This is a genomic window from Thalassospira australica, assembly GCF_000763295.1.
GTDB classification, from domain to species: Bacteria; Pseudomonadota; Alphaproteobacteria; order Rhodospirillales; family Thalassospiraceae; genus Thalassospira; species Thalassospira australica.
The window spans coordinates 127,207-145,912 of sequence record NZ_JRJE01000032.1 but is presented as its reverse complement, the minus strand read 5'-3'; the positions used below and the strand labels follow the sequence as shown (position 1 = coordinate 145,912).

Sequence of the window (18,706 nt, the reverse complement as noted above, 5' to 3'; positions counted from 1 at the left end):
CGGTTAAAGTGTTACGAGGTCAGAAAGGCTCAAAGACAACAACTTGCCTTCGGGGAAGGGCGTGTGTGTGACTTTGGTAAACAGCAGATACAGCAAGACCGGGAAGATGATCGAAAGGCCGATCATCCAGAATTTGCGCTCGAATTTGCCCGTCATGATGAACAGCACGCCAAGCAGCAAAACCGTCGCCGGGACAAAACCGATCAAGGGCATGCCATAGACAAAGGCGGCAAACACGATCAGGACGCCAATGAACCGCATCACATGGATCTTGTTGCCAAGGATACGGCTGCCAAGGCCTTCAACCTGTTCGCGACTGGCGGCGCGCATCTTGGGAAAGGCAAGAACAAGGGCAAGAACCCCCATCACCAGCCCGACGGTTGCAACCACGCGCGGCCACATGTCAGGCGGCGGGGCAAAGCCCGGAATGAAAGACGGAACCTTCACATAGATCGGGATCAGAACGAACAGGATGACGGCAAAGAACACCGTTGCCACCAGTCCGGCATAGAAATCGCGATTTTGGGTCATGGTTCCGTCTCGCATTAAAATCTTCAATTAAAGAACGTTTGAACAATTCCCGGGATAGCGAACACATCCGCCCCTGATTGCCCGCCAACGTCATTCCGCAAAGCCTGCCCCCGCGAAGGGGGGCGGGAATCTGTCGAGGTCACAACAGAAAGATGGATTCCGGGTCTGCGCCTTGCGCAGCCCGGAATGACGATGGTGGTCAATTCCGGGCTTTGTCACTCATTCGGGACGTTCAAAAACGTCTGCTTACTGGATGTAGCCGAACTTCTTGGCCATGCCGTTGTAAAGCTCGAACTGGCTTTTCACGAAGGCTGCCGGGTCCTGATCGCCAATGATCGAGGTCGACCCACGCTTGGCAGCAAGATCAAGCCACTGCGCGTCGGTCGCAACCTTGCCAAGGATCTCGGTCCATTTGGCAACGACGTTTTCCGGAAGACCCTTGGGCGCATACAAACCGCTCCAGCCGCCAACCTGACCGGCCTGGGCATAGCCCAGTTCCTTGGCGGTCGGGACGTCGGGCAGGCTTGCCATCCGTTTCGGCGAATAGACCATCAGCGGGCGCATTTTACCGGCTTCGATGTGGGGCATCAGGGAACCGGCAGCAATCGCCAGGAAGTCAACGTGACCGCCAAGCAGGGCAGCAGCCAGTGCAGAGCCGCCTTTATATGGCACGAGGGTGGATGCGGTCAGCGGGTCAAGACCCACATCAGACAACAGCGCCTGAACGGTAAAGCCATCAATCGCGGTGGGGCCGGATGCGGCATAGGTGGTTGCACCATTGCTGTCTTTGATTTTGGCAATCAGCTCATCGATGGTCTGGATGTCGGAATTGGCGTTAACAGCCAAAATCATCGGGGTTGCTTCAAGCATGCCAAGGAAGGTGTAGGCATCCCAGCCAACCGGGCTGTCGGTGTAAACCGCCGGATACAACGCCATGCCGACACGCGACAGAAGAAGGGTGTAACCGTCCGGATCGGATTCGGAAACGAAACGTGCGCCATTCATGCCGCCATTGCCGGTTTTGTTAACAACAACAACCGGCTGACCGCCGGTGTAGTTGGTGGCGGTCTCTGCCAGCGCGCGGGCGGCCAGGTCAGATGCACCACCGGCACCATACGGTGCAACCAGCGTCACGGCTTTTTCAGGATAGGCGTCTGCCTGGGCAGTTGAAATCATGGTTGTTGTCGCAAGGATGGCGGCGGCGATGCCGGCTGCTTTTTTAAGCTGTCGAAACATTTTCATGTCTCCCTGGGTGTTGGTGGCAGGATTGCCAATGGTTTGGCTTTTCTTTTTGCGATGTCCTGCATAGACAAACTATAACCAATGACGCAAAAAATTAATTCCAGTATAACTAATTTACATACTGGGAAGTCTTTGGAGCTGGATGATGAACCTGCGTGAACTTGAAAGTTTTAATGCCTTTATGGCCCATGGGTCGGTGACCAAGGCGGCCCAGGCGATGAATATCAGTCAGCCGATGGTCAGCCGTCTGCTCAACAGTTTTGAAAAATCCGTTGGCTTTCAGTTGTTTAATCGAAAACGCAATCAGCTTTCCGCCACGCGTGAAGCCCATCAGTTCCATGGCACCGTGTTGCGTTCGCTCAATGCCTTCCGCGAGGTCGAAACACAGGCGCGTGCGATTGCCAATGATCAGCTCGGCGCGATCCGCATCGCCGCCCAGCCGATCTATGTTGATACCTATCTGCTTGATGTGGTGGCAAAGTTCAAAACGGCCCATCCCAAGGTTTCGGTCAGTATTACCGATACCGGGCTTGAAGGGATGCTCGACATGATTTCAAACCGGCAATGCGACCTTGGGATCGGCATCACCCTTGATCTGCAGGACCCGGATTTTCTGGTCACACCGCTGGCGCAATCCCGCGCGGTGTGTCTGATGCCGGTTGATCATCGTCTGGCGAGGTTCGAGACCATCGATATTGATTTGCTGCGCGGCGAGGATTTTGTCGAACTGTCGATCGGTTCGCCGTTGCGCACCAAGATCGACTATATTTTCCAGATTGCCGGCTGGCCGCGCCGGATCGCGGTCGAGGCCCGCACGATTCGCACCATTTCGCGTCTGGTTGAACAAAATGTCGGCATTTCCGTCAGCGACCCGTTCGCCGCCCTATTGGTCGATACCGACAAGGTCGTCGCCCGCACCCTGACCCCGACCATTGAATGGGATGTGGCGCTGTTTACCGCCTCGCGTGAACTCAGTGCGGTGGAAAAAAGCTTTTTGGCATTTTTGCGCGCCGAATTGCCATCGCTGCGGGCGAGTGGCTGTATTGTGTGAGGATTTGTTTCAGCTCGATTTGCGGCGATATTCGGCACTCGGGGGATTATTCAACAAATTTGAATAATGGCTATAATTATTCATTATTTCCGGTCAAAGGCCAGCTTGGCCGCCAGCCCCAGAAAAATGCAGCCGGTGGCGATCTGAAACGCACGTGCAATTTTGTGTGAGCGGGACAGAAACTGCCCGATTTTCCCGGCAAAACTGCCAACCAGACAGTTAATGATCGTCCCGCCAATGTTTAAAATCAGCCCGAAAATCAAAAACTGCCCCAATACCGATCCCCGCGCCGCATCAACAAACTGCGGAATAAACGCCAGCACAAAGACAATGATCTTGGGATTGAGCAGATTGACAATAATTCCGTCGCGCCAGGCACTTATCGCACTAGAACGTCGGGTTTCTGCGGGTTTAAGCGCCTGATCCGTGCTGCGAAATGCGCTGATGGCAAGCCACACCAAATAGGCAATCCCCGCCCAGCGCAACACATCAAGTGCCACCGGATGGGCCGCAACCACGGCCGCCAGCCCAAGCCCGGCAAGGGCGGTGTGGATCAGGGCCCCCGTGGCAATGCCAAGACTTGCGGCATTGCCCGCACGCGGGCCCGATTTGATGCCCTGTCCCAGACAAAACAGCATGTCATTGCCCGGCGTCATATTCAGCGCCAGGGCGGTGGGGATAAAAATAGCCAGTGTTTCCAAGGGGATCAGCATGGGTCGGACTGCCTTAAATCCAAAAGGTGAGGAACCCTCACGTTCCGGCGCCAAAGCGATGCAGGGCGGCACCGTTCTTTTTCAGCCAGTGCTGCTGCTTTTTTGACGGGCCATAAAGATCTTCGACCACGGCCCAGAAACGTGCGGAATGATTAAGTTCCTGCAGATGGGCGACTTCATGGGCGACGACGTAATCAAGAACATCTTCCGGTGCCAGCACCAGCCGCCAGCTAAACGACAGATTGCCCGATGACGAACAGCTGCCCCAACGGGTGCGGGTGTCTTTGAGCGAAATGCGATTGACCTTTTTGTTGATCATATCGGCATAGGCGTGCGCACGCGGGGCGATTTCAAGCTTGGCCTGTTTTTTCAGAAAATCGGTCACACGCCGGTTGGTATGTTCGGGTTGGCCCGACACCCAGATGACGCCCGCCTCGGCCCAGACGCCGCGTTTGGCATCGGGCACGGCGCGGATGGCGTGATCATGGCCCATGAAGGGAATCCACGCACCAGGCATGAAGTGAACCCGTTCGGGCAGGCGGTTCATGTGGGCGGTGACCCAGTCGCTATGCTGATGGAGCATCGAGATCGCCTTTTTGCGCGACACCCCGTTGGGCACGACAATTTCAACTCCGTCAAAGGCCGGATCAATGCGCAATTTGAGTCGCGTCGCACGCGCACTGGGACGCAGCCGAACCGGCAGCGGGCCGATTTTGGGCAGATCGATCTCGGTTTCTTCGGTGTTTCTGATCATTCGGCGCGGATTTTTCCAAAAGCGTGGCAAAAAGTGCGGTCTTTTTGTGCCTTTTTGCGGCCAAGCCCATCTTGGGTCTTGCCCCCTAGTAGTGTTTTCCTATACTCCGCGCTCAAGGTCTAGGGGCAATTATCGCATGGACAGTGCAGGCCCCGACAGGACGCAGGTGTTAGGTGCCGCGCCCTGCATTGTTTCGGAAGAAGAAAGGCGTCACTCCCATGAGCGATCAGGTCAAAAAGGTCGTCCTTGCCTATTCAGGCGGTCTGGATACCTCCATCATCCTGAAATGGCTTCGCGAACAGTATAACTGCGAAGTCGTAACCTTCACCGCCGATCTCGGCCAGGGTGAAGAGCTGGAACCGGCCCGTAAAAAGGCAGAGATGTTCGGCGTCAAACAGATCTTTATCGAAGATCTGCGCGAAGAGTTCGTGCGCGATTACGTCTTCCCGATGTTCCGTGCCAATGCGCTCTATGAAGGGGTTTACCTGCTGGGCACCTCGATCGCGCGTCCGCTGATTGCCAAGCGCCAGATCGAAATCGCCAAGGAAGTCGGTGCCGATGCGGTGTCGCATGGCGCGACCGGCAAGGGTAACGATCAGGTCCGTTTCGAGCTTGGCTATTATGGCCTGAAGCCGGACGTCAAGGTGATCGCGCCGTGGCGTGAATGGGATCTGAATTCGCGTACCGCGTTGCTCGACTTTGCCCAGAAACACCAGATTCCGATTTCGGCCGATAAGGCCGGTGGCGATGAGCCGCCCTATTCGACCGATGCCAACCTTCTGCATATCTCGTATGAAGGCAAGGCGCTGGAAGATCCGTGGGTCAAGCCCGACGAAAACATGTTTATGCGTACCGTTTCGCCGCAGGCGGCACCTGATGAAATCACCACCATCGACATCGAGTTCGAACAAGGTGACCCGGTTGCGATCAATGGCGAACGCATGAGCCCGGCGACGCTTCTGACCAAGCTGAATGAGCTGGCAGGCAAGAACGGTATCGGCCGTCTTGATCTGGTTGAAAACCGCTATGTCGGCATGAAGTCACGTGGCGTTTACGAAACCCCGGGCGGCACGATCCTTTTGACCGCACACCGTGCGATGGAAAGCATCACGCTGGATCGCAATGCCGGTCACCTTAAAGACGAGCTGATGCCGCGTTATGCCGAGATGATCTATAACGGCTACTGGTGGTCGCCGGAACGTCAGGCCCTGCAGCGCCTGATCGATGACACCCAGCGTTCTGTGAACGGCACCGTGCGCCTTGATCTGTACAAGGGCAACGTCACGGTCACCGGTCGTAAGTCGCCGAACTCGATCTATTCCGAAGAGCATGTGACCTTTGAGGCCGACACCGTCTATGACCAGCATGATGCAGAAGGCTTCATCAAGCTGAATGCCCTTCGCCTGCGCCTTGGTTACGGCAACGACGATCTGAAATAATCACGCAGTTTTTGTGTGAGGTCTGAAACGAGGGGCATCAAAGCCCCTCGTTTTCTTTTGTCAGCCCGGATATAACGGGTGCGCGCAATTCCGGGCCTTGGCCCCAGACGTTCGAACGAATTTTGAGAGTCCATGCAGCGTTATAAATGCACCGTCGAATATGATGGCCGCCCCTATCACGGCTGGCAGTATCAGGACGAAGTGATTTCGGTCCAGCAGGTCTTTGAGATCGCGGTCGAAAGGTTCGTCGGTGAATTTGTGCGCGTCTATGTATCGGGCCGGACCGATGCCGGGGTCCATGCGTTGGGCCAGGTGGTGCATTTCGATTTGCCGAAATATTACCCGGCTAAAGCGGTAATGAATGCGATCAATCATTACCTGAAACCCGATCCGGTGGCGGTCAAGGAATGCGTCGAAGTTTCTGAGGACTTCCATGCGCGGTTTTCGTCAAAAAAGCGCTATTACATGTACCGCATCATCAATCGCCGGGCACCGCTGACATTCGAGGCCGGGCTGGCGTGGGGGGTGTATAAGCCCCTTGATGTCGATGCGATGAATGAAGCGGCCCAACATCTGATCGGGACGTTTGATTTCACCTCATTTCGTGCCAGCGAATGTCAGGCCAACAGTCCGATCAAGACGCTTGAAAAGCTTGAAGTCACCCGTGGGCGCGAAAACCCGCTTGAAATCCGGGTGCATACCGAAAGCCGGTCGTTCCTGCATCATCAGGTGCGCAATATGGTTGGAACCCTTGTTTTGGTCGGCAAGGGCAACTGGAAGCCGATTGACGTGAAACACGCGCTTGAGGCATGCGACCGGGCGGCTGGCGGACCGACGGCACCCGCCGACGGGCTTTATTTTGTTAAGGTCGATTACTGATCTTCGGCGGCGGGCCTTTTTCTGACTTGGCAAGATACTCGGCTTGGGCTTTGGCCTGTGACGACGATATGCCTACCCATACGTCACCCGGCTGACTGTGCCGGGATCGTCAAATTCCATCCACAGACATCTTATTGAACCCAGAGAAGGTGATCGTGCAGGCGGTCGCCATGGGTTTACACGTACCCATACGTTTTTCAGGATTTTTTCAACCGTACTCCCCATATGAGAAGGAATAAGAGCGACCTATTCGTTTGTTTAGGTTTCACTCATTCCAATAAGGTGCTGATTGAGCGTGTTATTATCCCAGAAAAAGCTTTCGATACGCTAACTACTCTGGGTAGAACGCTGTTTAATCAGGTGTTGATACGAAAGTATAGTTTGTAGTATCTTATGGCGTAAATAGCTTTAAACTAGGCGATCAAGACCTTGAGGAACGTGCATACAAAATCATAACGCCTGCCGAAACGGATATTTCGGGAGCCATCTTGAATAGAGAGAGAGTATGTCGAAAAGCCTGATTTTAAAGGTGGCGCTTGCCGCCGTTACCATCCTGATTGGCGGTATCGTTCTTTTGGGTGTTCTGATCATGTTGCGCATTGACGACAAGGTCGCAAGTGACAGCCTGGAATCCCAGAAGCTTAACATGCGTGTTGCTGCAACGATCTTGCAAGACAACTATCCCGATTTTTCCATGACGATTTCCCAAGATGGGGAAACCGCAAATCTGGTGATCCCGGAAATTCCGGATTTGTCATCGCATGAATTGATTGATTCGATTGGGGCGGCAACAGGTCAGACGGCAACTGTTTTTGCCTTTGTTCCGGCAGAGCAGGATTTTGTCCGTGTTTCAACCAACATCATCAAGCCGGATGGCAAGCGTGCCGTTGGAACCATGCTTGGCAAGGGCAGTGCGGCCTATAAGCCGATCATGTCGGGTAACACGTTCCGTGGTGAAGCGCTTATCCTTGGCACCGAATATGTAACGCAATATTCGCCGATCAAATCACCGTCCGGGGATACGCTTGGCATTTTGTATGTCGGCATCGAGAAGGCAGAGGTCGCTGCGGTTGCTGGCGAGATCGAGACACGTATCGCGATTGTCGGGTTCATTGTTGCCATCGCCTCTGCCGGATTGCTGTTCCTGTTGCTGCGCTGGCAGCTTGGGCCGCTGCGTGATCTTGGTCAGACGATTTCCCGGTTTGTTGAACGTGATTTTTCCGAGGAAGTTTCCTTTACCGACCGCAAGGACGAGATTGGCGTGATTGCCAATGGTCTTCTGCGCTGGCGCGAAGCAGCTGAGAAAATAAAGGAAGCCGAAGCCGCCCACAAAAGTTCCGAAAAACGCGCCGAAGACGAACGGGTTGAACAGCGCAACCGCCTGGCCGAGGAACTTGAACAGTCGATTGGTCAGATTGTTTCATCGGTGCGACAGTCTTCGAATGGCATGCAGAAATCAACCGAGATGATGCGCGAATCTGCCAATCATTCGCTTAGCCAAAGCCAACGGGTGTCCGAGGCGGCCAATGAGTCGGCACAAAGCGTTCAGACGGTTGCTGCCGCGACCGAGGAACTGTCGGCATCAATCAGCGGCATTGGCGAACAGGTGCGTGAATCCACATCAATCGCCGAGACAGCGGTTGGCGAAGCATCCCGCGCCAACGAGATGGTCGGGGGATTGGCCGAAGCTGCGGAACGGATCGGCGAAGTCGTTAGCCTGATTAACGATATTGCTGCGCAGACCAACCTTCTGGCGCTTAATGCGACGATTGAGGCCGCCCGTGCCGGTGAGGCCGGGAAAGGCTTTGCCGTGGTGGCACAGGAGGTCAAAAACCTTGCCAACCAGACGGCGAAGGCAACCGACGAGATTGCCCAGCAGATTGGCGGCATTCAGGATGAAACCAAGGTGACGGTTGAGGCGATTGAAAAGGTTACCCAAACCATTTCGTCGATCAGCGAAATCGCTGCTGGTATTTCATCTGCGGTTAGCGAACAAAGCACGGCTGTGAACGAAATTGCCAATAGTGCAACCAGTGCATCTTCGGGATCATCCGAAGTTGTGGCCAATATCAACGAGATCAACGAAGCCGCTGCCCGAAGTGGGGCCGCAGCCGGTGAACTTGATCAAAATGTCGGGGCTATGGCCAAGCAGATCGATAGTTTGCAAACAACTGTATCGGACTTCCTGAAACAGTTGCGCGTCGGATAATCAGACGTCATCTGCAATAGGCGGATGGATCTGGATGATGTGTTTAAAAAGGGGTGGGCTGTGGCCCGCCCCTTTTATCTAGAGTCTAGCCAAATATCCAATGCCACAGGAACGGGATGGTGAGCGCGGTGGCCATGGTGTTTAACCCCATCGCAAGGCCGGAAAAGGCCCCGGCGGTTTCATTGACCTGAAAGGCGCGTGCGGTGCCGATGCCATGCGATGCCACCCCCATGGCAAAGCCGCGTGCGCGCCAGTCCTTGAGCCGGGCCATATTCATCACCATCGGGCCAAGGGTGGCCCCGACAATGCCCGTCGCAATCACGCAGACAGCCGTAAGGGCGGGAACACCGCCAATGTTTTCGGCAATACCCATGGCAACCGGGGTTGTGACCGATTTTGGCGCAAGGGACGCCAGTGTTTCCGGGCTTGCCCCCAAGGCCCATGCCAGAACAACCGTGCTGGCGCTTGCCATCAGGGAACCAAACAGCACCCCGAGAACAATCACCGGAAGGGCGCGTTTTAGCGTTTCGGTCTGGCGAAACAGCGGAACGGCCAATGCCACGGTCGCCGGGCCCAGCAGGAAGTGCACGAACTGCGCACCTTCGAAATAGGTGGCATAGGGGGTGCCGGTCAGTTTGAGCAGGGTGGCAATCAGCGCGATGGCAATCACCACCGGATTGCACAGTGGGTTGCGGTCGCTTTTCTGATACAGCCAAAAGCCAATCGCATAGGCAACAAGGGTGATGGTCAGCCCGGTGAGCGGTTTGGTCGACAGATAGACCCAAAGCTGTGTGATATCTGTTTCGTTCATTGCCCGTCCTCCGCATTTTTGGCTGTTTTGGCTTTGGGCAGCAGTCTGGACATCAAAAGCGCGGTGAGAACAATGGTCATCAGGGTCGACAGGGTAAGGGCTGCTGCAATCGGCAGCCAGTCACCCTTGAGCCGGTCAATCTGGGTCACAACGCCGACCCCGGCGGGGACAAACAGCAACGAGAAATGGATCAGCAGATTGTCCGCCGCATCGGTCAGCACCTTGGGCGGGTTGCGTTTGATCAGAAGGCCAAAGAACAGCAGAACCAGCCCGATGACCGGACCGGGAACCGGCAGGTCAAACAGTTCCGAGATGACCTCGCCAAATAACTGGCAGACAAGGATCAGGGCAAAAGCAGCAATCATCAATGACCTCCCCACAGGTGCATGCGCGTTTTTCTGCGTCAGACATAATACGTCTGGGGAAGTTCTACCTTTATTAATTACGAAAAACGCCCGTGCCGGAAGGGAACAGGCGTGTGTTTTATTGTGGATCTCGGCGCAATCCGACAAAATTTCATTGCCTCGTTCTTAATCCTTTTGTGCGGGCCGGGCAGGACTTTTGATTGGTTGCGCTAATTTGAGCTACTCAACAATGTTCGGCCCATAGAACTTTGAAATCTCCGTCTTGCGTTCCTGCCAGAACTTCTGCGCCGTATCGAAGCCGCCAACCATTTTGGCAACCTGAGGAGTTTCAAGTTGTGGTAAAGCTAGTAACCCTCCGATCTCGCAGCCTTCCTTGCCGACATTGCTAGTTACCTGAAAAACTTCACCACTACTTTTGCTCATGGTCATGAGGGTTTTCCTGCACTCACCAACTGATTGCGAAACTACTTCATCCATTGACCAAGAGATAACCTCATAATTTTCTGTGCTGAGATGCAAACTGTAACTGTTGCTATTTTCGTCAAGGTTTGGAACTGCGACATCAGCCTGCACTACTTCACAAACCCCAGAGTATTTTCTACAAGTGATTTTGCTGTGGTTGATTGGATAAGCAATTCGCTGTCCTTCGATTATCCAAGTTCCTTCAGCTATTGCAAAATCGGTCTCAATGTAAACGCGGATATCTTCCCCAAAAGTGGAAGGGTAGACTGGGGTGTCGGTGCTACGGGTAGCTCGGCGACCCAACTCTTCGAATTGCCCCATTGTCAAAACCCCATCCGCTTTGTTTCCAATGCTTTTTTGAAAGGCTTTTACGGCCTGAATTTTTTGTTCTTCACTTGGCTCAAAAAACAGTAATTTAGATAGATTTATAATGAGAGCTGTATCGAAAAAACTTGAGGATAATTTTTTCTCTTCAGCAATTTTTGCGAAGACATCCGAAGCAGGTAGTTGAGGTATAATATCTGCGGGAAGTTTCTCAATTTCCTCTATCGACATTTTGGAAATATCGGGAAGGTCATCGGCGTTGGTTTTCGTAAAAACAAGAGAAGATGCCGCAACAATAAAAAATACTATGAAAATCCGCATGACCACCTCTGTTGTCTTTCAACAAGACCGTTGTAGCGTGCAACCTAAGATATCAGAGTAAACTGATTTCTCTCTATAAAAGCAGTGTAAACTAGGATTGAAAATTAGATAAAAAATTTCCGTGTTGGTGTTTTGCGGCGGGTTGGGTGACTTGTCGCTCAGAAAGAAAAACGCCCGTGCCGGACGGGCACAGGCGTTTGGGATGGTTGGTTTTTAGTGCCGTATGGATGCCCGCCTTCGCGGGCATGACGGGGCTTCTGGAAACGGCAATCAGGCGCTTTGATGACGCCACAGGTTTCGCGGTATATGCGCTGTATTCGGGCGCAAGGGGTTCCCGCGTGGCGGGAACGACGGTGCTCGGTATACCGTCATGCCCGTGAAGGCGGGCATCTATCGGCCGCAGCTTTACAGGATTTCCAGAACGTTTTCGGGCGGACGACCCAGAACGGCCTTGTCGCCATTGACCACGATCGGGCGTTCGATGGCACGCGGGTGCGCACAAAGGGCTTCGATCAATTCATCCCCGCGCAGATCAGAAATACCTTCTTCGCGGGCTTCTTTCTTGCGCAGGATGTCCTCGGGTTTTATGCCGAGCATATCAAGAATTTCGCCAAGTTCCTGCGGGGTTGGCGGGGTATCAAGATAGGCGATGACATCGGGGGTGATGCCCTGTTCTTCGATGAGTGCCAAAGTCTGGCGCGATTTCGAGCAGCGCGGATTGTGATAGATGCGGACCATCATGGTTGGGTCTCCGGATCAGAATTGGGGTGTCTCTTGATAGCGGTGTTTGGACGGCGGATCAAATCCCGTCGATCATTGAGAGCAGGTCTTCGAGTTCTTCGATGTCGCTATTGATGATGCGGGTGGCGGTGTCATAGCCAAACCCCTGTCGGGCCAAAGCGGCCATATCCTTTTCACGTTTTTCTTCGCGGATGTCAGACCTGCGCCATGGTCCCAAACGGCGGCGTCGCGCATAGGCGGCGGCGGCCGCGATATTGGGATCGGTGCCGCGCACTTCCTCGTAGGCTGCATCTTCGGCCTCGGCGCGCAGTTCGGTGAGTGCCGCATCAATCTGATCACTGGCGATGCCGCGTGACGAAAGATCGGCGGCAATAACGCGCATGGCCTTGCCGCGCCTGAGCAAGGATCGCGCGCGCCCCTTGGCATAGGCATCGTCATTGATGAAACCTGCCTTTTCACAGGCCGAGAGTACCGAATTCATCCAGTCCACGGCTTCATCCGGGTCGGTGCCATGTTCGGCAACCGAAAGCCTGATTTTGGAGCGCATCAGTTTTTCAAGCCGGGCACGTGACGCAGCAAAACGTTCGAGATACCAGGTGGCATAATTCATCAGATAGTCTCGGGTGACCTTGCGCGGGCGTTTCGGGTCGCGGTTTTGTGTGTTTTTGGCGTTTTTCGCCTGCGTACTGGCAAAACGGGCATTTCCGCCGGGCTTTTTTTGGGCCTCGAACGTGAGTGTTTCCGGGCTTTGGCGCGGTTTGTCGTTCATATCATCCGTCGTTAATCTTTACGCCCCCTTGCATCGGGACCCTTACTCTCCTTATTTTACGCGCAATTGTCTGCATTTTTCCGAAGGAAATTCCATGAACGAGTCAGAGCGGCCTGTTCTTGCCCCGCGTTATATGGGGGCTGTGAACTGGCTTGGTCTTTGGACACTTTATGCCAAAGAAGTCCGTCGGTTTTTAAATGTGCATCTGCAAACCGTGGGTGCACCGGTTGTAACCAGCCTGTTGTTTTTGGCTGTTTTCCTGCTGGCCCTTGGCCGGGCGGTTGAAACGGTTAACGGTATTGCGTTTGCAACCTTCCTTGCACCGGGTCTGATCATGATGACCATGGTGCAGAATGCCTTTGCCAATTCATCAAGCTCGATCACGATTGCAAAGGTTCAGGGCAATATTGTCGATGTTCTGATGCCGCCCTTGTCTGCCGGTGAAATGGTTGCCGGGTTTGCCTTTGGCGCGGTGACGCGTGGCATGATTGTCGGCGTGGTGACGGCCATTTTCATGTCGTTCTTTGTCGAGGTGCGCATTCATAACATCTGGGCGATCCTGTATTTCGGGATTTCGGCATCCTTGATGCTGGCGCTTTTGGGGATTGCCGGTGGTGTCTGGGCGGAGAAGTTTGACCATATTGCGGTTGTGACCAACTTTGTCGTCACCCCGTTATCGTTCCTGTCAGGCACGTTTTACAGTGCGGAAAGCCTGCCGGAAGCGGGGCAGATGCTGGTGCATTTCAACCCGTTCTTCTACATGATTGACGGGTTCCGTTATGGCTTTACCGGCATTTCCGATGGCACGATCATGACCGGTGTGGTGGTTCTGGCCTTGGTTAATACGGCCCTTTGGCTGCTGTGCTATCGGATGATCAAGACAGGCTACAAGCTTAAGGCGTAAGCTTGCCGGGGGGCGTTCAGTCCCGGAAGACATCGAAAGGACAGCATTCGAACCGGGTGCTGTCCTTTTCATTTTCGCATGCGCGTTCTAAGTGCTTTTTGCGACGTTGACAGTGGGGGGGAAACTCTTGATACTCCCCGGCTTCCCGGTATTCTGCCGAACCTGACCAACTGGTCAATATTGTGAGTTTTACCCGAAATAAGGAATGGAAAAGTGATTACTCCCGTCATGCCGACTTACGCGCGGGCCGATCTGGCCTTTGAGAAAGGTGAAGGACCTTATCTCTATGCGCAGGGCGGCCGACGATTCCTTGATTTCGGGTCGGGCATTGCTGTGAACACGCTGGGGCATTCGCATCCGCATCTTGTGGAAAAACTGTCTGAACAGGTTGGCAAGCTTTGGCATACGTCGAACCTGTATCGCATTCCCGGTCAGGAAAAACTGGCCGAGCGGCTGGTGGCCAACAGTTTTGCTGATACGGTGTTTTTCTGCAATTCGGGGGCGGAAGCCAACGAGGCAGGCATCAAGATGCTCCGGCGGTATCAGCATGTGTCGGGCACTCCGGAAAAGAACCGTATTCTGGTTGCGACCAATGCGTTTCATGGCAGAACACTTGGCACCCTGACAGCCGGGGCGAGTGATAAATACCGCGAGGGATTCGGGCCGATGCCCGATGGGTTTGATCGGGTGGCGTTTGGCAATCTTAACGAATTGCGCAACGCGATCACCGAACAGACCGGCGGTATTATTCTGGAGCCGATCCAGGGCGAAGGCGGCATTTGCCGTCCGCCGGAAGGTTATCTTGAAGGGGTGCGCAAGGCAGCCGATGAATTTGGCATGCTTGTGATGTTTGATGAAGTTCAGACCGGCATTGGCCGGACGGGCAAGCTGTTTGCCTATGAATGGTCGGACATGACCCCGGATATCGTTTCATCTGCCAAGGGGCTTGGCGGCGGGTTCCCGGTTGGGGCGTTACTGGCCAGTGAGAAGGCCGCGAGCGCACTTCCGGCGGGGATGCATGGCACGACCTTTGGCGGTAATCCGCTGGCGATGGCGGCGGCCAATGCGGTGCTTGATGAAGTTTTGAAACCCGGTTTTATGAACCATGTTCTGGAAATGAGCCGGTTGATCCACGATGGGCTGGATGTGATTGAACGCAAACATCCGGGCTTTATTGAAGAAGTACGTGGCGTGGGGCTTTTGCTGGGCATGAAAACCGGCCCGGTCAATGTTGATGTTGTTGCCAAACTGCGCGAATTGAACCTTTTGACGGTTCCTGCAGGCGAGAATGTGGTGCGTTTGTTGCCGCCGCTCAACATCACCAAAACCCATGTCGACGAAGCGCTGGTGGCAATTGACGCCTGCGCGGCAGCCCTTGGCACATAAGGGCGCAGGAAGGAAAATCTACGATGACTGATATTCGCCATTTTCTTGATCTCGACAAAATGTCGTCGGGGGATCTGAAAGATATTCTGGCCCTTGGGGATTCCGAGAAGGCCGGTGATGCGCCGTTTGGCGACAAGCCGCTTGCGGGTAAGACGCTTGCGCTGATTTTTGAAAAACCCTCAACGCGTACGCGCGTGTCGTTTGAAGTCGGCATGCGCCAGCTTGGCGGGGATGTTGTGACCCTGGACTCGGGCAGCAGCCAGCTTGGCCGCGGCGAAACCATTGCCGATACGGCGCGGGTTCTGTCGCGCTTTGTCGATGCGATCATGATCCGGACCACCGATGAGTCCAAGCTGCACGAAATGGCGAAATACGCCACCGTGCCGGTGATCAACGGCCTGACCGATCAAAGTCATCCGTGCCAGATCATGGCTGATCTGATGACGATCAAGGAACATAAAGGCACGCTTGAGGGCCTTAAGGTTGCCTGGGTTGGCGATGGCAATAATGTTTCGGCATCCTTCATCCATGCCGCGCCGAAATTCGGCTTTGCCCTCGATCTGGCGTGCCCGGTGGGGTATTACCCCAATCAGGGGCTGGTGGAAGCCGCCAATGCCGAGGGCGGCAAGGTGCGCGTGACCGATATGGACAGCGCGCTTCGCGATGCCGATGTGGTGGTGACGGATTGCTGGGTCTCGATGGGGGACGAGGATTACGATGCGCGCATGGCAGCGCTTTCGCCTTATCAGATCAACGAAAAAACCATGGCTCAGGCCAAGGATGATGCGATTTTCCTGCATTGTCTTCCGGCACACCGGAACGAGGAAGTCACCGACGGCGTGATTGATGGTCCGCAATCGGTGGTGTTTGATGAAGCCGAAAACCGTCTGCATGCGCAGAAAGGGGTTCTGCTATACTGCTTTAACGGCTTGCCATCCTGAGCCTTGTGACTAAATAAGGTTTTGTGCATTCGTAAGGGGCGGCTTTGGCTGCCCCTTTTGCCATGTGGTCGGGTGATGGTTTGAATCGCCTCGACAATGCGGGGTCGGTATTGTTATACGGCCCCCAACCTTTGAAATACCGGAAAGCGAACATGCAGATTGCTGTCGATTTTTGCCAGCCCTTTACGCTGGATCATTCCAATATCCGTGGCCGCTTTACGCGCCTGGGCCCGACGGTGCAGACCATCATCGGCCAGCACGCCTATCCGCCGCTTGCCAACCATCTGCTGGCCGAGATCATCGGCCTTGCGGTGTTGCTGTCATCCTCGTTGAAATATGAGGGGCTGTTTACCCTTCAGACCAGCTCGGACGGGCCGATCAGCATGCTGGTGGTTGATGTTGACAGCGATGGCAATGTGCGTGCCTGCCTGCGGGTGGATGAAGAACGCCTGACTGCCATGATCGCCAAAGAAGACGGCGGCGAAGATGCGCTGCGCGGTCAGGTTCAGAAACTGATGGGTCATGGGCATATTGCTTTTACGGTCGATCAGGGCAACGAGCATGACCGCTATCAGGGGATTGTATCGCTTGAAGGCGAGACGCTCGCGCAATGTGCTGAATCCTATTTCCGCCAGTCCGAGCAGCTTGAAACATCGTTCAAGATCGATGTCCATCGCGGCGATACCAACGATGACTGGTGGGTTGGCGGTCTGTTCCTGCAGAAAATGCCGGTCAGTGCATCGGGCGATGCAGCCACCCCGGAAGAAGCCGAAAAAGTGGCAGAGGACTGGAACCGGTCGACCATCCTGATGGCCAGTGCGACGGAAAACGAGCTGGTGGATATTTCGCTTTCGTCTCATGACCTGATCTGGCGTCTGTTCCATGATGAAGACCCGCGCGTCTTCGATCAGGCGCAGCTTCAGTTCAAATGCCGTTGTTCGCGCGAAAAGATCGAAGGCGCGCTTGGCAGCTATCCGCTCGAGGAATTGCTGTCGATGCGCGAAGACGATACCGGCGAAGTCGGGGTGTCGTGCCAGTTCTGCAACACGCGATACGGCTTTAATGAGGCCGACTTGCGTGCGCTTAAGGCCGAAGACCCCGAGGCGGGTGCGCAAAAGATCTAAACAAGGCTTGATCAATATCTTGCCAGATCCGGGCGCTGATCTGCCAAGACCATCAAGGACTTCTGGTGGATCAGCCTGTCACAGCCTTGCCTTAATCATAAAGCAACGTCACGATGGAACTGGAGCGGAATGCTCTGACGCCATCGTGGCGTTGTTTTGTTTAAGCGTCTTTATCCATAGGGAGATTCAAGTCATGACGGTTTTGTCCATCAAGGGCCTGCGTGCCGTTGTTGCCGGAGCGGCACTTGCGCTGATGACGGCCTGCACAAGCGGCCCGGTTGCGACCTATCCGGATGTGACATGGCGTCACCTTGACCCGATTGTTTTTGCCGCCGGTCCGATTGAAAAAGTTGCGGCCTGGTCGGATTCCGAAAAGGGGTCCATCGCATCAGACCTGCCATTCAATCTTGGCCGCATGGCGATGAACTGGCCCGATGACCGCATCCAGACGGCGGGCACGAGCGATATGCTGCGCTATAGCGTGACCAAGGCATCGGCAACTTCCAATGCGCTCAAGACCACCAAGGGCATCAAGGGTGTCTTTACCGATGATCAGTCTGACAAGATCGATCTTGAGATCGCCGCCAAGCTTGAACTGCTGAATGCCAATGGCACCGTCAAGGGCGAAGTCACCGCCATGGCGGCCCGATCACGCACCCTTTCGGAATCCATGTCGGTGTCCGAACGCGAACAGGCAGTTTATGACGAGACCACAGCCCTTCTGATGGACCTTGATCGCGAACTGGAACGCCAGATCAATAACAATCTGGGCCGTTTCCTGCTGCGGTAACAAAAATCCGATATTGTTCTGAAAAAAATAAAGCCCGGCAGGATATCTGCCGGGCTTTTTGCTGTGAGGTCGGTTTTCCTTAGCGGAACATCATCACCGGCACCTGACAGGAGCGCACCATTTCGGTGGTGGTGCTGCCGATGATCAGGTTGCGAATGCGCGAATGGCCATAGGCCCCCATCACCAGAAGATCAATGCCATCGGCTTCGATCTTGTCCTTGATGACGTCTTCGGGCTCCCCGGTGGCAAAACCGGCATCCACTTCATAGCCTGCCTTGCGCAGAATGGCGGTGGCTTCATCAAGCTTTTGCTGGAGCGTATCGTTTGCCTTGCCCACAGAAAGAAGCGTGCAGGGCAGGCCGGTGAACAGCTTGCCCGATGCGATATGGCGCACGGCCTTCATCGCACTTTCGCCGCCGTCAAAGGCGATCAGGAATTTGTTGATCGGCTTGAATGCGCGCGAGGCAACAAGGACCGGTTTCCTCGCCGAGCGAACAACCCGTTCAAGGTTTGACCCCAGATGCATCTTGGCAAAATCAGCCGCTTCGCCGCGTTTGCCAATCAGGATCAGGTCGGCATCATCTTCGAACTCGCTGATGGTTTCAATCAGGTCACCATGACGCAACTTGGACGTGACGGCACTTAATCCGTTTTCTTCGAGGCCGGATTTGGCTTCTTCAAGCAGCAAGCGGCCGCGCTTGAGTTCGAGCTTGTTTTTCTGCTCGTCAAGGTCGGACAGTTCCTTGAGCAGGGCGGAACGTGCACCGAGCTTGAGGTTGCCGCTGAGATCGGCCGGTTCGGAATCCGTATTGCGACGGCCCAGCACATGCATCAGTTCGACCGATGCGTCGGTGCGTTCAGCCACCCAACGGGTCAGGTCGCATACGCTTTGCGCATAGCTCGATCCGTCAATCAGTGCGATCAGATGTGTCATTGATCGTTTCCCTGTT

The 18,706-nt window shown here is 54.6% G+C and carries 19 protein-coding genes; 9 read left to right on the top strand and 10 right to left on the bottom strand.

The genetic code is table 11. The features are described from left to right. Positions 1–3 precede the first annotated feature (3 nt). Positions 4–531, bottom strand: coding sequence for a tripartite tricarboxylate transporter TctB family protein (locus JF44_RS0116750; protein WP_033070136.1), 528 nt, complete (start codon positions 529–531; stop codon positions 4–6). A gap of 246 nt (positions 532–777) precedes the next feature. After that, positions 778–1,767, bottom strand: coding sequence for a Bug family tripartite tricarboxylate transporter substrate binding protein (locus tag JF44_RS0116745; protein ID WP_033070605.1), 990 nt, complete (start codon positions 1,765–1,767; stop codon positions 778–780). A gap of 151 nt (positions 1,768–1,918) precedes the next feature. Between JF44_RS0116745 and JF44_RS0116740 the strand changes: the two genes are divergently transcribed. Next, entirely contained in the window at positions 1,919–2,824 is a 906-nt protein-coding gene (locus JF44_RS0116740) for a LysR family transcriptional regulator (RefSeq protein ID WP_052066065.1), read from the top strand. Positions 2,825–2,907: 83 nt separating this feature from the next. Here JF44_RS0116740 and JF44_RS0116735 read toward each other — a convergent pair whose 3' ends face one another. After that, a complete protein-coding gene (locus JF44_RS0116735) occupies positions 2,908–3,537 on the bottom strand; it encodes a LysE family translocator (RefSeq protein WP_033070134.1) in 630 nt (209 codons plus the stop codon). Positions 3,538–3,574: 37 nt separating this feature from the next. After that, positions 3,575–4,291, bottom strand: coding sequence for a M48 family metallopeptidase (locus JF44_RS0116730; RefSeq protein WP_033070133.1), 717 nt, complete (start codon positions 4,289–4,291; stop codon positions 3,575–3,577). A gap of 218 nt (positions 4,292–4,509) precedes the next feature. Between JF44_RS0116730 and JF44_RS0116725 the strand changes: the two genes are divergently transcribed. The 3 genes from JF44_RS0116725 (at position 4,510) to JF44_RS0116715 (ending at position 8,818) form a co-directional block, all read left to right on the top strand. Continuing rightward, a complete protein-coding gene (locus JF44_RS0116725) occupies positions 4,510–5,730 on the top strand; it encodes an argininosuccinate synthase (protein WP_033070132.1) in 1,221 nt (406 codons plus the stop codon). Positions 5,731–5,862: 132 nt separating this feature from the next. After that, positions 5,863–6,609: a tRNA pseudouridine(38-40) synthase TruA gene (gene truA / locus JF44_RS0116720; RefSeq protein WP_033070131.1), complete on the top strand. Its 747-nt coding sequence runs from the start codon at positions 5,863–5,865 to the stop codon at positions 6,607–6,609. Positions 6,610–7,114: 505 nt separating this feature from the next. Continuing rightward, entirely contained in the window at positions 7,115–8,818 is a 1,704-nt protein-coding gene (locus JF44_RS0116715) for a methyl-accepting chemotaxis protein (RefSeq protein WP_033070130.1), read from the top strand. 85 nt (positions 8,819–8,903) lie between these two features. Here JF44_RS0116715 and JF44_RS0116710 read toward each other — a convergent pair whose 3' ends face one another. The 5 genes from JF44_RS0116710 to JF44_RS0116690 form a co-directional block, all read right to left on the bottom strand. Next, the gene (locus JF44_RS0116710) at positions 8,904–9,629 is read right to left on the bottom strand and encodes an LrgB family protein (protein WP_033070129.1); all 726 of its coding nucleotides are present in this window, start codon (positions 9,627–9,629) and stop codon (positions 8,904–8,906) included. Continuing rightward, the gene (locus tag JF44_RS0116705; protein ID WP_033070128.1) at positions 9,626–9,994 is read right to left on the bottom strand and encodes a CidA/LrgA family protein; all 369 of its coding nucleotides are present in this window, start codon (positions 9,992–9,994) and stop codon (positions 9,626–9,628) included. The genes JF44_RS0116710 and JF44_RS0116705 overlap by 4 nt, the downstream gene beginning before the upstream one ends. A gap of 219 nt (positions 9,995–10,213) precedes the next feature. Further along, positions 10,214–11,101, bottom strand: a complete 888-nt coding sequence (locus JF44_RS0116700; RefSeq protein WP_033070127.1) for a hypothetical protein — start codon at positions 11,099–11,101, stop codon at positions 10,214–10,216. A 405-nt stretch (positions 11,102–11,506) separates the two neighbouring features. Next, the gene (arsC, locus tag JF44_RS0116695) at positions 11,507–11,842 is read right to left on the bottom strand and encodes an arsenate reductase (glutaredoxin) (protein ID WP_033070126.1); all 336 of its coding nucleotides are present in this window, start codon (positions 11,840–11,842) and stop codon (positions 11,507–11,509) included. A gap of 58 nt (positions 11,843–11,900) precedes the next feature. Next, a complete protein-coding gene (locus JF44_RS0116690; protein ID WP_033070125.1) occupies positions 11,901–12,611 on the bottom strand; it encodes a regulatory protein RecX in 711 nt (236 codons plus the stop codon). A 94-nt stretch (positions 12,612–12,705) separates the two neighbouring features. Between JF44_RS0116690 and JF44_RS0116685 the strand changes: the two genes are divergently transcribed. From JF44_RS0116685 to JF44_RS0116665, 5 genes are all read left to right on the top strand, one after another. Beyond that, complete coding sequence (locus JF44_RS0116685) at positions 12,706–13,515, top strand: ABC transporter permease (protein WP_033070124.1); 810 nt, start codon at positions 12,706–12,708, stop codon at positions 13,513–13,515. Between the two features lie 228 nt (positions 13,516–13,743). After that, positions 13,744–14,901, top strand: coding sequence for an aspartate aminotransferase family protein (locus JF44_RS0116680; RefSeq protein ID WP_033070123.1), 1,158 nt, complete (start codon positions 13,744–13,746; stop codon positions 14,899–14,901). Between the two features lie 23 nt (positions 14,902–14,924). Continuing rightward, positions 14,925–15,842 carry an ornithine carbamoyltransferase gene (argF, locus tag JF44_RS0116675; RefSeq protein WP_033070122.1) on the top strand — a complete coding sequence of 306 codons (918 nt, stop codon included), beginning with the start codon at positions 14,925–14,927 and terminating at the stop codon, positions 15,840–15,842. Positions 15,843–15,994: 152 nt separating this feature from the next. Beyond that, the gene (gene hslO, locus JF44_RS0116670; RefSeq protein ID WP_033070121.1) at positions 15,995–16,966 is read left to right on the top strand and encodes an Hsp33 family molecular chaperone HslO; all 972 of its coding nucleotides are present in this window, start codon (positions 15,995–15,997) and stop codon (positions 16,964–16,966) included. Positions 16,967–17,159: 193 nt separating this feature from the next. Continuing rightward, the gene (locus JF44_RS0116665; protein WP_033070120.1) at positions 17,160–17,756 is read left to right on the top strand and encodes a hypothetical protein; all 597 of its coding nucleotides are present in this window, start codon (positions 17,160–17,162) and stop codon (positions 17,754–17,756) included. A gap of 79 nt (positions 17,757–17,835) precedes the next feature. On the opposite strand, the gene JF44_RS0116660 is transcribed toward JF44_RS0116665, so the two are convergent. Then, entirely contained in the window at positions 17,836–18,690 is an 855-nt protein-coding gene (locus tag JF44_RS0116660; RefSeq protein ID WP_033070119.1) for a universal stress protein, read from the bottom strand. Positions 18,691–18,706: the final 16 nt, after the last annotated feature.